This is a genomic window from Staphylococcus haemolyticus, from assembly GCF_006094395.1.
In the GTDB taxonomy this organism is placed as follows: Bacteria; Bacillota; Bacilli; order Staphylococcales; family Staphylococcaceae; genus Staphylococcus; species Staphylococcus haemolyticus.
Window position 1 is genome coordinate 1,673,997 of record NZ_CP035291.1, and the last position, 17,806, is coordinate 1,691,802.

Below are 17,806 nucleotides of genomic sequence, written 5' to 3' on the forward strand. Positions count from 1 at the left end.
CGCCCTTGTCGTTCTCAAGTTGTAAATCTACATAGTTCTCATTGAAAATGTCATACTTTCAATTACATTTGTTAAAGCATTAGCCGTATCTAATGAAGTTAGACAAGGCACACCATTCTCAACTGTTGTACGACGAATTTGGAACCCGTCTCTTTCTACTTCTTTACCCTTAGTCATCGTATTAATGACAATTTGTACTTCGCCATTTTGTATACGTGTTAGTAAATCATCGTCGCCACCAATTTTGCCTACAACTTCAACTGGAATGTTGTCTTCTTTTAATTTTTCCGCAGTACCTTGAGTTGCTAAAATTTTATAGCCTACTTCATTTAAACGGTGTGCTATTTTAACAATTTCATCTTTATCTTTATCACTTACAGTCATAAGAACAGTACCATGATCTTTAACTTCCACACCACTACCTGTTAAACCTTTGTAAAGTGCTTTTTCTAAAGTTAAATCTTTACCCATAACTTCACCGGTAGATTTCATTTCTGGCCCCAATGTCACATCAACATTTTTTAGTTTATTAAAACTAAATACTGGTGCTTTAACAAACACACCTTCTGAATAAGGTTGTACACCTTGTTTATAGCCTAAGTCTTTAAGACGAGTACCCATAATGGCTTGCATAGCTAGTTGTGCCATTTGAATATCGGTAATTTTACTTAAGAAAGGTACGGTACGACTTGCACGAGGGTTTACTTCTAATACGTAAACACCGTCATGTGCAATAACAAACTGAATATTAATTAGACCAACGATGTTCAACCCTTTTGCTAATTTGATAGTATAATCCTCTAGCGTATCGATATCTTCTTGACTTAACGTTTGAGGCGGATATACAGCTATTGAGTCACCACTATGCACACCAGCACGTTCTATATGTTCCATAATACCTGGAATGATAACTGTTTCTCCATCTGAAATTGCATCGACTTCTATCTCTTTACCTGTTAAGTATCTATCAACTAACACTGGGTGCTCAGGGCTAGCTTTAACAGCTTGCTCCATATAATTTTCTAATTCTGCATCGCTATTCACGATTTCCATTGCACGTCCACCTAAAACATATGATGGACGAACTACTACTGGATAGCCAATTTCACGAGCATTTTCTAGTGCTTCTTTTGGAGAAGTGGCTGTCTTACCTTTAGGTTGTGGCACATCAATTGTATGCAATAATGCTTCGAACTCTTTTCTATCCTCAGCACGATTTAAATTTTCTAATGTAGTACCTAATATTTTGACACCATGTTTAGCTAGTTTATCTGCTAAGTTAATTGCTGTTTGACCACCAAATTGCACTACAACACCTTTAGGTTGTTCTAAATTAATAATGTTCATTACATCTTCTTCAGTTAGCGGTTCAAAGTATAACTTATCTGAAATTGAAAAGTCAGTAGATACTGTTTCAGGGTTATTATTCACGATAATTGCCTCATATCCAGCATTTTGAATTGCCCATACAGCGTGTACAGTAGCATAGTCAAATTCTACCCCTTGTCCAATACGAATAGGACCTGAACCAAGCACTAAGATTTTTTCTTTATCAGTTACAATTGACTCATTTTCAGTTTCATATGTTCCATAGTAGTATGGCGTTGTTGATTCAAACTCTGCAGCACAAGTATCAACCATTTTGTATACTGGTTTAATATTATTATCTTGGCGTAATTGATATACTTCTGATTCTGTCATGCCGAATCGATGTGCAATTACTCTATCACTAAATCCATAATCTTTAGCATATTTAAGATAATCCAAATCTCCTGGGTGATTTTTTAATTCATGTTCAATATTAATGATATTTTGGAATTTATTTAAGAAGAAATAATCGATTTGCGTCATATTGTGTATCTCTTCAAGTGTTGTACCACGTCTAATTGCTTCACCTATAAAGAAGAGTCTTTCATCATCTTGATGACTGATGCGTTCTTTAATATAGTCTAAGTCAAAACTCTCTCCATTTGGTAAACCTAAATGATGTACACCGTATTCAAGTGAACGTATCGCTTTTAATAAAGATTCTTCATATGTACGTCCTATAGCCATTACTTCACCAGTGGCTTTCATTTGAGTACCTAATTCACGTTCACCTTTTTCAAATTTATCAAATGGGAACCTTGGAATTTTGGAAATAACATAATCTAGTGTTGGTTCAAAGGCTGCATATGATGTGCCTGTAACTGGGTTTAGCATTTCATCCAACGTTAAGCCCACTGCAATCTTCGCTGCTAATTTCGCTATTGGATATCCAGTTGCTTTAGATGCAAGCGCTGATGAACGAGATACACGTGGATTCACTTCAATAATATAGTAATTAAATGAATGTGGATCTAATGCAAGTTGAACATTACATCCTCCTTCAATACCCAATGCTCTAATAACTTTTAAAGATACATCACGTAACATTTGATATTCAACATCTGATAAAGTTTGACTTGGCGCAACGACGATAGAGTCCCCTGTATGAATACCTACAGGATCTATATTCTCCATATTACAAACCACAATAGCATTGTCATTTTTATCGCGCATTACTTCATACTCAATTTCTTTGTAACCAGCAATTGACTTTTCAATTAAGCATTGTGTAGCTGGGCTGTAATGCAATCCATTACTCACTACTTCTTTTAATTCTTCATCATTGTAGCATATGCCACCACCTGTACCGCCCATAGTAAATGCTGGACGAACGATGAGTGGATAACCTACTTCATCTTTGAATGCAAATGCTTGTTCAACAGTATTCACAATATCACTTTCAGGAACAGGTACATTCAAATCATTCATTAATGATCTAAATAGCTCTCTATCTTCTGCTTGTTGAATTGATTTTAATTCTGTACCAAGTAATTTCACATTATTAGCCTCTAATACACCACTATCATGTAATTGAATAGCCATATTTAATCCTGTTTGACCACCTAAAGTTGGTAGCAATGCATCAGGTTGTTCTTTACGTATGATACGTGCAATAAAGTCGTGTGTTAACGGTTCGATATAAACTTTATCTGCAATTTCTTTATCCGTCATAATTGTTGCTGGATTAGAATTTACTAATATGACACGGTAGCCTTCTTCTTTTAAGGCTAGACACGCTTGTGTACCTGCGTAATCAAATTCTGCAGCTTGTCCGATGATAATTGGACCTGATCCAATCACTAGAATCGTTTGTATATCGTCACGTTTAGGCATTTGCTGTTTGCTCCTTTTCTTTAAATTCTTTCATCATAGTCATAAATTCATCGAATAAATAATTTGAGTCACTTGGACCTGGTCTTGCTTCAGGATGATATTGTACAGAGAATGCTGGTAAGGTTTTATGTCTTAATCCTTCAACAGTACCATCATTAAGTGCAATATGAGTTACTTCTAAGTCAGTATTTACCAATGAATTTTTATCGATAGCATAACCATGGTTTTGACTTGTAATATCTACTTTCCCACTACGTAAGTCTTTTACGGGGTGATTAGCGCCACGATGACCGAATTTCATTTTAAATGATGTTCCACCTTGAGATAATGCAAATAATTGGTGTCCTAAGCAAATTCCAAAGAATGGAATTTTACCTAAAATACCTTTAATCATTTCTATTGCAACCTCTACAACATCTGGATCACCAGGACCATTTGATAACATGACACCATCTGGTGACATGGCTAATATTTCTTCAGCAGTGGTGTTATATGGTACTACAGTTACGTTACAGCCACGCATATTTAATTCTCTAACAATATTTTGTTTTTTACCAAAGTCTAATAAGACCACACTCAAGTCTGAACCTGTTGAAACATAAGGTGTTTTAGTAGATACTGTTTCCACTTCATCACGAGGTAATTCAGTACTTTTTAATGTGTTAATTAATGAATCAATGTCATCTCGGTTATCAGTAAACCCAGCTTTTAAAACACCGTGTTGTCTAATTTTACGTGTGATGCTACGTGTATCCACACCTGAAATGCCAGGTATCTTGTATTGAACAAGCACATCATGTAACGTCTTTTGGTTTCTAAAGTTACTAGGATGTGTGCTTGCTTCTTTCACTACTACACCATTCAAAGTTGGTGTAAGTGCTTCGAAGTCATCTCTATTGATACCGTAATTACCGATTAATGGGTATGTGAATGTAATGATTTGACCAGTATATGAAGGGTCTGATATCGTCTCTTGGTATCCAGTCATCGCTGTGTTAAATACGATTTCTCCCACAGATAAATCATTAGATCCTAATTTATACCCTTCATAATAAGTCCCATCCTCTAATACAAGATAACGTCGCTCAAGCATTTATTTATCCTCCTTAAATTTAACTTCGCCTTCTACCATTGTTAAAATTGGATTACCATAAACTTTGTAACCAATGAATGGTGTGTTGTCTGCTTTAGATAAGAAATCTTCACCTTTGATTTCACGTTCTTCATCTAAATTGATAATCGTTAAGTCAGCAAAGCAACCTTCTTCCAATTTGCCATAAGGTAAATCAAATGTTTGTGCTGGTTTAATTGTTAGGTAGTCAACTAATTGTTGTAATGACCAGTCACCATTTTTTACAAAATGCGTGTAAAGTAATGGGAAAGCTGTTTCACTTCCTACTATGCCAAATGGCGCTTTAGTCATTGGCTGTGCTTTCTCTTCTTTAGCATGTGGTGCATGGTCTGTTGCGATACAATCAATTGTGCCATCTAATAATCCTTCTAATAATGCGTCTCTATCTTCTTTACTTCTTAAAGGAGGATTCATTTTAAAGATTGCGTTATCCCCTGGAACATCATCTTCAGTTAACAGTAAATGATGTGGTGTAACTTCAGCCGTCACATGAATACCTGCTGCTTTAGCATCACGAATAGCTCTGACACTCTCTTTTGTCGATACGTGACATACATGATAATGACAGTTAGCTGCTTCAGCTAATAATACATCTCTCGCTATTTGTACCGCTTCACAAATATTTGGAATACCAGGTATACCAAGTTCTTCACTGCGTTTACCTTGGTGCATAGCACCGCCATAAATTAAACTATTATCTTCACAATGTGCTACAACTGCTTTGTTGACCTTTGCAGCTTGTTGCATTGCTTCATACATCATTGCTGATTCCTGCACACCAACGCCGTCGTCAGTGAAAGCAAACGCACCTTGCTTTGCTAATGCATCAAAGTCAACATGTTCTTTACCAGCTTGACGCACAGTTATTGAAGCATATGGTAATACACGGACTTGCGCATTATCTTGAATTAATTGTTGTAATCGATCCATATGTTCAACTGAGTCTGGTACTGGACGTGTATTAGGCATTGGACATACGGTTGTGAATCCTCCACGTGCTGCAGCTTTTGTACCTGTTTTAATTGTCTCCTTATGTTCCCCACCAGGCTCACGTAAATGAACATGAACATCGATTAAACCTGGTGCTACAAAATGACCTTGTGCATCAATTACTTCAACATTTTCATCTACTTCAATGTTATTGTTAATTTCTTTGATGTGCTGACCATCTATTAAAATGGATGCTTGTTTAAGTTCACCGTTATCTAAAATTTGAGCATTTTTAATTAATTTCAATGTTTACGCCTCTTTTCCTGATAATAGTTTATTGATTACTGACATTCTTAAATACATGCCATTAGTCATTTGTTTAAAGATTCGTGCCTTTGGTGCTTCAACTAATTCACTATCGATTTCTACTCCTCTGTTAACTGGTGCAGGGTGCATTACGATTGCTTTATCTTTTAACTTATTGTATCTATCCATTGTCAAACCATATTGTTCATGGTAATCATTTGCCTCAAAATTAGCTTCTCCAGTAATACCATGACGTTCATGTTGAACACGTAATAACATAACAATATCTACTTGGTCAATGACATCATCAATTTGAACATATGGTGCATCTAATGAGTCGTCCACCCATTCATCTGGACTTGAGAACATTACATTTGCGCCTAATGAAGTTAGACTTATAAAATTACTTCGAGCTACACGTGAATTTTTAATATCACCACATATTAAAATGTTTAATCCTTCAAAAGAACCGTATTCCTCATAGATTGTCATAATATCTAACAGACTTTGTGTAGGATGTTGGCCACTTCCATCTCCAGCATTAGCAATTGGAATATTAAGATTTTCTAATTCTTCATAGTATGCATTTTGAGAATGTCTGATTACTAGTAAATCAACACCTATACTTTCAAGTGTTTTACATGTATCATACAGTGATTCGCCTTTTTGTACTGATGAAGTACTTGTTTCAAAATTAACTTCTTTAAGTCCTAATTTTTGTTCTGCTACTTCAAAGCTACACTTTGTTCGAGTTGAATTTTCGAAGAATAAATTAGAAACAAACTTCCCTTCGAATTGTGGTAAGGTTTGCTTTCCTGATTTGTAATCACAAGCTGTTTGAATTAATTCGTAAATGTCCTCGTTAGATAAATGTTCCATAGATAATAAGTTATTCATAAAGCGCCTCCTGATAAATAATCCTTGTTAAATTAGTTTTTTGAATCCTGTTTTTCTTTTGGCAAAATTAAATTTAAGATAATACCTGAAAGTGCTGCTAGTGCCATACCTTCGATTTGAAGGTTTACACCTAAACCTTTTAAATTAATGAGTAAGTTACCTATACCTACAACTAAGATGACTGAAGCGATAACTAGGTTGCGGTTGCTTGCAAAATCAATGTTGCTTTCAACTAACATTCTTAGTCCACTTGCTGCTATAATACCGAACAATAAGATGGACACGCCGCCCATTACCGGTGTCGGTATTGAAGAAATCAACGCTGAGAACTTACCAATAAATGATAAGACAATCGCTATAACCGCTGCACCGCCAATAACATAGATACTGTATATCTTTGTTATTGCTAGTACACCGATGTTTTCTCCGTATGTTGTGCTTGGTGGCCCACCAATAATACTTGCGAACATTGTTGAAACACCATCTCCGATTATTGAGCGATGTAAACCTGGATCCTCGAAGAAGTTTCTACCTACGATTTTGTTGATAACCATTTGGTGACCGATATGCTCACTTACGGTTACGAAAACGATTGGTAACATAACGAGTATTAAACCAAGGTGAATCGATGGCACATAATCTTTAAATGGTAAATAGATATGTGGGAAATCAATCCAATTTGCTTTAGCAATATTCGAAAAGTTAACTAATCCCATAAAGATTGAAACAATATAACCAACAATGATACCAATAAGTACCGGTATAAGTGATAAGAAACCTTTGAAGAACCCTTGCACAATTATTGTTACAAGTAATGTAATAAGCGCGACAACCAGATAGCTTAAATTGTACCCTTTCATATCTCCTGAGTTCTCGTACATTGCCATATTGACCGCTGTTGGTGCTAAACTTAATCCAATTACCATGATTACTGGTCCCACAACTACCGGTGGAAGTAAATGCATTAACCATCCTGTACCACTGATTTTGATTAGGATCCCGATGATGGCATACATTACGCCACTAGCGAACAGTGCTACTAACATGTCTCCTAAGCTATGTGTGCTTAATCCAGTAATAATTGGTGTGATAAATGCGAAACTTGATCCTAAATATGCTGGAATCTTTGCCTTAGTAATTAATATATAAAGCAATGTTCCTATCCCGGATGCAAGTAAAGCAGCTGATATTGGCAAGCCAGTTAGGAATGGCACTAATACTGTAGAACCAAACATTGCAAATAAATGTTGCAAACTCAGTAGCGCCCATTGTGTTGCTTTAGGTTTGTCTTGTACGTCTAACACCGGTTTAACGGTGCGTTCAAACATTTGTTCATTTTCCACCTTTTTTCTTCCTCTCATAAAAAAAGTCTCTTTTACATTTAAATGTAAAGAGACTAAAAAATCGTAGCAAACATACAGATAAGCACTTATACTTATCGTTATCCGTATCTACGTGACAAAGCATTCAATTATAGTGAGATGATTATTAGTACTGACCATTCTATCATCGTAATCCACACTCACTTTTGAATACTTTACCTTTTTCAGTCTCTCGTACTGATTTAAAAGGTCTTTATTCAATTATTACTGCATTCTGTGAATCTTTTTCGTTTAAATACACTAAAACAGATTCTTCTTTAGAAGTTGGTATGTTTTTCCCTACAAAATCTGCTCTTATTGGTAATTCTCGATGTCCTCGATCTACAAGTGCCGCTAAGCCAATTTTAATCGGTCGAGAATGAAGCAGAATTGCATCTAATGAAGCTCTAACAGTTCTTCCTGTATAAAGTACATCATCAATGATGATGACTACCTTATCGTTAATATCAGCATCAATTTCTATTGCATCTTGAGTGATTTGCTTGTTAGCAATTTCAATATCATCTCGAAAGTGTGTAATATCAATTGTACCTGTCGGAACTATTTTTTGTTCAATTTGATTGATTTTGTCTTGTATACGTATTGCTAAAAATTCGCCTCTCGTTTTAATTCCGAGTAACACAAGATTTTCTGTACCTTTGTTATATTCAAGAATTTCATGCGCCATACGCGTTACAGTACGTTGTATTGCAGCTTCATCCATGATGATTCGCTCAGACATTATCTCACCTCTTAAAATTAAAAACCCTCATGCCTTTTTCAAAGACATGAGGGCAAATTTATATACGCACATGTAACGTTATACATTACATGATAAAGCCATTCTAGTAAAACAATTCATATATTTCGCTGAATTATTTTAAGAAAGTATATAGAATTATACTCATTGTCTTTGAAGCCTCTCTGGACTCTCTTTTAAAGACACCGATTTCTTTTTTGAACTGTTACTAGCTTAAAACTTTTTGAGCTATAAGTCAATGCAATTTTTAAAATTATCAATTGTAAATAAATAATACTTTTACTGTAGTTAATCGAATTTGAGAAATACTAAAAAATTAGACCAACTTTTTCAAAAATACATATTAAAGAATCATTGATTAAATGTGAAATTAGAAAAAACACCCACAAAGCGTTGAAACTTTGCGGGCTACCAAACTATTCTTTTCTTATGCATCTCTTAAGCGAATATCTTCTAAAAGTGTTTCAAATTCTTTAGGTAGTTCTGCTTGACGTTCAATGTATTCATGAGTAACAGGGTGTTCAAATCCTATAACACCTGCATGTAATGCTTGTCCACCAATATCAAGTGTTTTTCGTGGACCATACTTTGGATCTCCAACAAGAGGGAAACCAATATATTTCATATGAACACGAATTTGGTGCGTACGCCCTGTCTCTAATTGACATTCGATTAATGTGTAATCATTAAAATGTTCTAAAACATTAAAGTGTGTAACCGCTTCTTTACCGTTATCTACGACATCCATTGATTGTCGATCTTTCTCGTTACGTCCGATAGGCGCATCAATAGTGCCATAATCATGTGGAATATTTCCATGTACTAAAGCGGTATATTTTCTTTTAACGGATTTATCCATTAATTGTTCCACTAACCCTCTATGAGCAATATCATTTTTGGCAACCATTAATAACCCTGATGTATCTTTATCGATACGATGAACTATACCTGGGCGAATTTCACCATTAATTCCAGATAAATCTTTAATTTGATACATTAAACCATTAACTAAAGTACCAGAATAATGACCTGGTGATGGATGTACTACCATGCCTTTAGGTTTATAAACTATCGCTACATCTTCATCTTCATAATAAATATCTAAATTTAGGTTCTCTGGCTGAATATCAGCTTCGACAACTTCCTTCTCTGTAACGATAATAAGATCATTTAATTTAACTTTGTAATTAGACTTAATCACTTTTTCGTTAACTGTTACTAAATCTTCTTTAATCAAATCTTGAATTTGACTTCTAGACCATTCATTGTTGAATTCAGGTAATAATTTATCAATACGCTGTCCAACAAGCTCTTGGTTTTCAATTTTAAATTCATGTGTTTTCAAATTATAGCCTCCTATTCTTTTGAATTCGCATCTTTAAGTAAGGCAATGATTATGAACAATACACCTATTGTTAAACTTGAATCCGCAACATTAAATATTGGGAAATCATATCCAAAAATATTAGTGTCAACAAAATCAACTACTTCACCATTTACTAATCGATCAATAAAGTTTCCTAATGCACCTGCAAATAGTAAACTTATTGCAACTTGCATAAATAGATTATACTTTGCTTCTTTAATATAAAATAGTACAAGTACGATGAGAATGACTATCGTAATAATATAAAAGAATCCCATTTTCCCACTAAGAATTCCCCATGCAGCACCATTGTTTCTATGTGATGTTATATTTAAAAAATTAGGAATAACTTCATATGAATCACCAATATTCATTGTTGTAGCAATAATCCGTTTTGTGACTTGGTCAATAATTAATATAGCGATTGCTACTATTAAAGATATGGTTATATAATATTTCTTTTTCATTCACGTGCCTCCATTCACACACTACACTTTGACAACACTCTACATTATAGCTTACTCCTCTATATAAAAAAAGCTACAGTTACAAATAGATGATGATATTAGTAACTGTAGTTCATTATGCGTTTTCACTTTGATTTTTCTTAGGATGAATATAATTAAATTCATCTACTTGATATTCGTAAACTGTGCGCTTAGTAACTTCATATGGTTTACGATAATTCATATCAAAAACGGTTAACGAGCCATCATGATTAACTTTGTCTACATATGCAACATGACCATGTTGACCTTTTGGATATTGAAGAATTGAACCAACACTTGGATTATCATTAACTTTATATCCTTCTTTGCTTGCTTCATTAGCCCAATATTTGGCATCTCCCCATCTATTACTAATCATATTGCCATCTTGTCTAATTCTATCAAACACATAATACGTACATTGGCCTTTAGCATATAAGTTTAATTTCATTGGGTTCTTTTCCCAAAAATGAATTGTCGGTTGCGTCATATCTTGATTATCAATTCCATCATATATAGCTCCACCAGTGAAAAGTGCACTTCCTAAAACCATTATAAGTATAAATTTCTTCATTAAATCACACTACTTCTATAAAATTAAATCTAAAATGAAGCCCATCTGGACCTTTAACATCGATATGCGTTGTTTCGGGATAATAATAATCAATTAAAGCAAGACCATATGTTACGTTATTCATCACACGTTTAGTACTTGATAACCATTGATTAACAGCCAAATGATGATGGTATTGATTTGAAGACATATAGAGTGAAAACTGATCTAAATACGCAGATAGTTCAAGTCCAAAATATCTTAAATAATAAGATTCAACCTCTGACATACGTATCGTTTTAAGTGATAAATTTCCTATTTTAGTGCCTTTAGGAATCCCTTGCCAAGTTTGTTCTGATACATTAGTTAGTAAACGTGGAACATTGATTGCTTCAATATCTAACTTCACATTTTCATTATCGTACACCCAGTAATCCATATCATGGTCGACATAAAACTTGTACGCATTCCCTTCTGGATCTTCAAAAAAGAGGGACATACAAACACTTTGTTCTCCACCATTTACCGGAATTTCAAAGTCTGTCATTTGTACAAGTAAATCGGCTAAATCTGTAATACTAGGAAGCAATATACCTACATAAAATAATCCTGCTTCAGATAAAAGTGGTTCCCTACCATTTATAACTTCATTTAATGTTAAAAAATGATTTGACTGACCTATCTCGTACCGAACAGAATGATTTGTTTCTGTAATAACTTCAAATCCCAATATAGTTTCATAAAATGGTCTTAAGTCAGCTAAATTTCTAACATTTATAGTTATACCATTTACAAAATGTGAATGTTTTGAATGAAACATTATGGCCTCCTAATACTGCATTACTAAATAGAACTTGCTTCTTTTACTGGATGAAAAATACAATTCAATGAAAATAATACCTAATATTTTAACTTAAAATATATAAAATTTTATCAGTCTTTGTATGTATATTGCAATTTATTAACTTCTAAAGTAGTACTTTAAAGTAGTGTCTTAGAAATTGGGTTCATTATTTCACTTAAGTCGAGATGCTTGCTTAAAAGTTTCACAACTATGTTTTGTTATCTATTTTAGAACGCCTTACACAAGTACAGTTGCACTCAAGTTTAATAAAGTTATACATCTTAATTCAAACATAAAAAAAGAAAAGGCAATTTCTATAATATATTCATAGAAATTGTCTTTCTCTCACTAATTCTAAAGCTATTAATCGTAGATTATATTTAGCTTAAAATTAATACTAATTTTTCGTCATTTAAGCTTTAATCAAATGATAAATTTTTGATCCAACATATGCACCTATAACTGCTCCTGTAGTCATCGCGATTGTACTAAACAATTGATCACTTTGTGTTGTCGCTTCTTTATCTTTGTCTGCAAGATTATTCATATGATTAACAAATAATTCCATTACAGATTTATGGATATTAGCCTGTGTAAACTTATAAACAGACCAAGGTAACGTCGGTTCATATTCTTGTAGTGCAATAATAGCTTCATTTGAATCCAAGATGCGTCTAAATTCAAATCTAGCATTACCACCATTATTAGATAATGCTAAATTACCACCTACGATTTTATAAACAATCATATCTTTAGAAGAATCTTGCATATCACGCTCCATTTTCAAAATAAATTGATTAGTAAATGGCAAACTAATATTAAATTCATTTTCATTTATAGTTCCATTAATTAAATGTAACGTAATATTATTTATAAACTTCGCATATGTTTTTGAGACATCTTCCATTGAATAATTTTCTGGAATTCTAAAGCGTGATATTGCTCTAACATCTTTAATTTGTTCTTTACTATTAGAACTAGATGATTTTTTTGATTTGTTTTGATTTTCATTCATTTCATTTTCTTCATCTAGCGCTTGTTGCACACTTTCTTCATACGTCATCTCTCCAATAGAAATATCAGGATGCGTGCGCTCTGGTTGTGGAATCATATCATGAACTAAACTATTCATAAGTGGGTAGACCATTTCTTTAGGTACTTTTGAAATGAGTTGTACCCAATATCTACTTACCCAAATAGGTATAATTGGTAAATCAACGATTGGTAAACGCTTATTTAGCACTACTGCTGTACGTTGTATTAATTCTTTATAATTCATAATTTCAGGACCTGTTATGTCAAAAGACTCATTATGTTGTGGTGTTCGCTCTACTAGTAATGCCAGTTTATTAATTACATCATTAATTGATACTGGTGCTATCATATTGTATGCCCAACTAGGTAATACCATACCAGGCAATCGTTCAACTAAACGTTTTAAAATAGGATAAGAACTTCCCTTAGCCCCAATAATTAATCCAGCTCTTAATGTACTTACAGGTATACCATAAGAACCTAAAATTTTTTCACATTCCAAACGACTACGTAAATGAGCAGATAGTTTATCTTCATTTGGAATTAAACCACTCATAAATACAATATGTCTAACGCCTTGTTTCTTTGCAGCTCTCGCAAAATTATCTGCTAATAAAGCATCCATATCTTCAAAGTTTGCTTGCGTTAACTTGGCGTTTGGCATCATAGAATGGACAAGGTAAATTGCAGTATCTACCCCTTCCATTACTTCTGTTATCTCATCTAAATCAAATAAATCAGCAGCTTTCCAAGTAACATTCTCTTCATTTTCTTTGTTACTAGTATTTCTTGAAGTTGCTATAATATCATGATGTATTTTTAATTGATCTTTTAAATGTCCTCCAATATAACCCGATGCACCTGTTAATAAGATTTTACTCATGATTCACCTCTATTTATTAAATAGTCGAATAATCTTGATTTAATGAATATATCTATTTAAATAGCCTTTTATTAAAAAGTGAAACATTGCATATCGTCATTGTTTTTACTTATAAATTATATTGTAAATACAAAAAGAGAGTCGGACAGAATTCTTCTCAAATTCGTTGTCCAACTCCCAACTTGCTTTGCTTGTAGAATTTCTTTATGAAATTTTCTTTATTAGGGCCAGCTCACAAAGATGACTAGAACTGAGAAAAGCTTGATTGAAGCGTTTTATCTGTTCAGTCAGCTACAGTAAATTGCAAAATAGGATTATTATATTATTTATGTCCCATGTGTTTTCAATAATTTATTTATTAAACTAAAGTTTTAACTACTTCTTGGCATCGTGGACATAAGTGTTCTAATTCACCTACTGAACCTAATTCTTCAGTATAGTTCCAACATCTTTCACATTTTTCACCTACTGCATGGTCAATTCTAATATCACCATGTTGATAAGCCTCTGCATTGTCTACAGAATCTGAAACTTCAACTTGTGAAACAATGAATAATTGTTGTAAATCTTCAAATTGTTGTAAGAACTCTGCAGCTTTAAAGTTGTCGTTATTACCAATTACAACTTTTGCTTCAAGAGACTTACCAATAACTTTATTATTACGTGCAACTTCTAACGCACGGTTTACATCATCACGTAATGCCATGAATTGATTCCATTTGTCAAGCAATGCTTGATCAACTTCAACTACCTTAGGCATGTCAGCTAAATGAACACTTTCTTCTTTTACATGCGGTGTGTGTGTCCAAACTTCTTCAGCTGTGTGAACTAAAATAGGTGCTAATAATTTAGTCATATCAACTAAGATTTGGTATAGAACAGTTTGCATACTACGACGTTTATGCGCATTTTTCTCTTCAATATAAAGAATATCTTTACCGTAATCTAAGTAGAAATTACTCAATTCAACATTTATAAAGTTTTGTACTTCTTGATAAATATTTAAATAATCAAAGTTATCATAATGTTCAATTGTGCTAGCAGTAAACTCACGTAAACGATTTAGTAAATAACGATCGACTTCAAGTAATTCTGCTTCAGGAATTACATCAGTATCAGGATTAAAATCGTTAATATTACCAAGCATAAATCTTAAAGTATTTCTAATTTTACGATAAACATCAGAAGTTTGTTTTAAGATTTCATCCGAAATACGAACGTCTGCTAAATAATCAGTACTGCTTACCCATAAACGTGCAATGTCAGCACCTTTTTGTTTTACAACTTGGTCAGGAACAATAACATTACCTAGTGATTTACTCATTTTCTTACCTTCACCGTCCATTACAAAGCCGTGTGATAATAAGAATTTATAAGGCGCTTGACCTCTAGTTGCTACAGCAGTTGTAATTGAAGAGTTAAACCAACCACGATATTGGTCACTACCTTCAAAATATAGATCAGCTGGGAAACTTAATTCTGGACGATTTTCTAATACACCACGATGTGACGAACCAGAGTCAAACCAAACATCCATAATGTCCATTTCTTTTGTAAAAGTACCATTTGGACTACCAGGGTGTGTAAAGCCTTCAGGTAATAAGTCTTTTGCTTCTCTTTCAAACCAAATATTTGAACCATGCTCTTCAAATAAATCAGCTACGTGGTTAACTGTTTCTTTCGTCATAATGATATCGCCATTCTCGGCATAGAATACAGGTAGTGGAACTCCCCATACACGTTGACGAGAAATAACCCATTCTCCACGATCACGGATCATATTGTAAATACGTGTTTTACCCCAATCCACTTTGAAATCTGTTTCTTCAATAGCATCTAAAATATCTTGTCTTACTTTATTAATAGAGGCAAACCATTGTGGTGTAGCACGGAAGATAACTGGTTTCTTAGTACGCCAATCATGAGGGTAACTATGTGTAATAAAGTTTAATTTTAATAAAGCGTCTTTTTCAGTTAATAAGTCAGTAACTGCTTTGTTAGCTTTATCATAAAACATACCTTCAAATTGTCCACCTTCTTCAGTAAACACACCTTTATCATCTAAAGGACTAATAACTGGTAAATCATATTTTTGCCCAACGATATAGTCATCTTCACCATGACCAGGAGCGGTATGAACACAACCTGTACCAGCATCAGTTGTAACATGATTACCATTAATTACAAGTGAGATTCTATCTAAGAAAGGATGTTGCGCTTCAACATACTCTAACTCTTTACCTGTAAATTCTTTTTCTAATTGAATGGCATCTTTATCCCATTCTAAAGCTTCTGCTACATCTTCAGATAATGCTTGTGCGATAATATATTTCTTGCCATTCACATTATATTGACCATATTTTAAATCAGGATGAACTGTAATTGCTACGTTAGATGGAATAGTCCATGGAGTAGTTGTCCAAATAATGAATTGAGCATCCTGATCTACTACACCTTTAGTATCTTTCACGTCAAATGCTACATAGATAGATGCTGAACGTTTATCATGATATTCAATTTCAGCTTCGGCTAAAGACGATTCACTTGACGGTGACCAATAAACTGGTTTCTTACCTTTATAAATTAATCCTTTATCCGCCATCTCACCAAATAAACGAATTTGAGCAGCTTCATATTCAGGTTTAAGCGTGATATAAGGATCATTAAAATCTCCTCGTACACCAAGACGTTTAAAGTCTTTCTTTTGTAATTCGATTTGTTCTAACGCAAATTCCTTACATTTTTCTCTAAATTCAGCAATTGACATTTTTTTGCGATCTACGCCCTTTTTAGTCAAAGCTTGTTCAATTGGTAAGCCATGTGTATCCCAACCTGGAACGTATGGTGCGTAAAAACCTTGCATCGTTTTATAACGTACAATAATATCCTTAATGATTTTGTTTAACGCATGCCCCATATGCAAATTACCATTCGCATACGGTGGTCCATCATGTAAGATGTAAGATTGGTTACCTTTATTTTTTTCTAATGCTTTTTGGTATTGATTGTTAGCTTCCCATTGTTCTTGGATTTGCGGTTCTTTATTTGGCAATCCACCACGCATAGGAAAGTCAGTCTTTGGCATTAATAAAGTATCTTTATAGTTCATAATTGATTTCACTCCTTAAATGTAAAAGAACTCTAAGTTCAATTAAAAAGGGACGGAATTACCGCGGTACCACCCTTGTTAACTCAACTTAGAGTTCTCTCATATATAATATTACTTTGTAAAAATCAGTGATATAAGAGATAGACTTTTATTAGGCTTTCACCAACCCTAATTCGCTGTAAAAAGTTTATTATCTCCTACTTGTCTGACTTATTTTATAACAATTATTTATTTGATGTTGATTCGCTTTGACTCACGCTTGATTGTGAAGTAACGTTCTCACTTGTACTAGTTGCGTCACTTGTACTTAGTGAATTTGTTTTACTGTTATTACTCTCGCTTGCAAGCACGCTTTCAGATTGTTGAGATTGAGCGCTAAGTTGTTCTTCAGGTGTAATGTCTTGGCTATTTAAATGTTGGAAATTTTCTTGTGTGACTTTTTCTGCATCGATATCATAGTTTAATAAATAATCCCAATCATCATTTTTAAGTAAATCTAATTGAGCTTCAACTAGCATGCGGAAACGTGATCTGAATATTTTAGATTGACGTTTCATATCTTCAGTTTGGAATGATAAATGACGTGCTTTTTCGATAGCGTCATTAACAATTAAATCTGCTTGTGCTTGAGCTTTACTGATAACAGCTTCAGCTTCTTTATTAGCAGCCAATTTAGTCTCTTCTCCAGCTTGTTGAGCTTGAACAAGGGCATCACTTACTGATTGATGAACTTGTTGATAAGATTTAATATTAGTATCTCTCTCTTCAATTACTTTTTCAAGCTGTTTTTTTTCTTCTTTTAAACGTTCAATTTCATTACTTAATTGATTTAAGTAATCACTTACTTCAGCTGGTTCTAAACCATTTTTCACTTTTGTAAATTCTTTATTTTTAATTTCACTAGGTGTAAAAGGCATCCTACATCCTCCTTAAATCAACAT

General features: G+C 33.7%; 13 protein-coding genes. All 13 read right to left on the reverse strand.

The features are described from left to right. Nucleotides 1–27 precede the first annotated feature (27 nt). The 13 genes from carB to EQ029_RS08080 all read right to left on the reverse strand — a co-directional run bounded on the left by carB (nt 28) and on the right by EQ029_RS08080 (nt 17,782). A complete protein-coding gene (gene carB, locus EQ029_RS08020) occupies nt 28–3,201 on the reverse strand; it encodes a carbamoyl-phosphate synthase large subunit (RefSeq protein WP_011275996.1) in 3,174 nt (1,057 codons plus the stop codon). Further along, nucleotides 3,194–4,294: a carbamoyl phosphate synthase small subunit gene (locus EQ029_RS08025; RefSeq protein WP_011275997.1), complete on the reverse strand. Its 1,101-nt coding sequence runs from the start codon at nt 4,292–4,294 to the stop codon at nt 3,194–3,196. Before EQ029_RS08025 ends, carB begins: the two co-directional genes overlap by 8 nt. Beyond that, nucleotides 4,295–5,569, reverse strand: coding sequence for a dihydroorotase (locus EQ029_RS08030; protein ID WP_011275998.1), 1,275 nt, complete (start codon nt 5,567–5,569; stop codon nt 4,295–4,297). A 3-nt stretch (nt 5,570–5,572) separates the two neighbouring features. Beyond that, the gene (locus EQ029_RS08035; RefSeq protein WP_016930698.1) at nt 5,573–6,466 is read right to left on the reverse strand and encodes an aspartate carbamoyltransferase catalytic subunit; all 894 of its coding nucleotides are present in this window, start codon (nt 6,464–6,466) and stop codon (nt 5,573–5,575) included. Nucleotides 6,467–6,498: 32 nt separating this feature from the next. Next, entirely contained in the window at nt 6,499–7,809 is a 1,311-nt protein-coding gene (locus tag EQ029_RS08040) for a uracil-xanthine permease family protein (RefSeq protein ID WP_011276000.1), read from the reverse strand. Nucleotides 7,810–8,041: 232 nt separating this feature from the next. Then, a complete protein-coding gene (pyrR, locus tag EQ029_RS08045; RefSeq protein WP_011276001.1) occupies nt 8,042–8,569 on the reverse strand; it encodes a bifunctional pyr operon transcriptional regulator/uracil phosphoribosyltransferase PyrR in 528 nt (175 codons plus the stop codon). A gap of 445 nt (nt 8,570–9,014) precedes the next feature. Next, nucleotides 9,015–9,932, reverse strand: coding sequence for an RluA family pseudouridine synthase (locus tag EQ029_RS08050; RefSeq protein WP_011276002.1), 918 nt, complete (start codon nt 9,930–9,932; stop codon nt 9,015–9,017). An 11-nt stretch (nt 9,933–9,943) separates the two neighbouring features. Continuing rightward, nucleotides 9,944–10,420 carry a signal peptidase II gene (lspA, locus tag EQ029_RS08055; RefSeq protein ID WP_011276003.1) on the reverse strand — a complete coding sequence of 159 codons (477 nt, stop codon included), beginning with the start codon at nt 10,418–10,420 and terminating at the stop codon, nt 9,944–9,946. Nucleotides 10,421–10,535: 115 nt separating this feature from the next. Next, on the reverse strand, nt 10,536–11,015 hold the full coding sequence (locus EQ029_RS08060; protein WP_011276004.1) for a CHAP domain-containing protein: 480 nt from the start codon (nt 11,013–11,015) through the stop codon (nt 10,536–10,538). Between the two features lie 4 nt (nt 11,016–11,019). Next, nucleotides 11,020–11,814, reverse strand: coding sequence for a VOC family protein (locus EQ029_RS08065; protein WP_011276005.1), 795 nt, complete (start codon nt 11,812–11,814; stop codon nt 11,020–11,022). A gap of 436 nt (nt 11,815–12,250) precedes the next feature. Next, complete coding sequence (locus tag EQ029_RS08070) at nt 12,251–13,756, reverse strand: NAD(P)H-binding protein (protein ID WP_011276006.1); 1,506 nt, start codon at nt 13,754–13,756, stop codon at nt 12,251–12,253. Between the two features lie 358 nt (nt 13,757–14,114). Beyond that, entirely contained in the window at nt 14,115–16,865 is a 2,751-nt protein-coding gene (gene ileS, locus EQ029_RS08075; protein ID WP_011276007.1) for an isoleucine--tRNA ligase, read from the reverse strand. 224 nt (nt 16,866–17,089) lie between these two features. Beyond that, a complete protein-coding gene (locus EQ029_RS08080) occupies nt 17,090–17,782 on the reverse strand; it encodes a DivIVA domain-containing protein (protein ID WP_016930700.1) in 693 nt (230 codons plus the stop codon). Nucleotides 17,783–17,806: the final 24 nt, after the last annotated feature.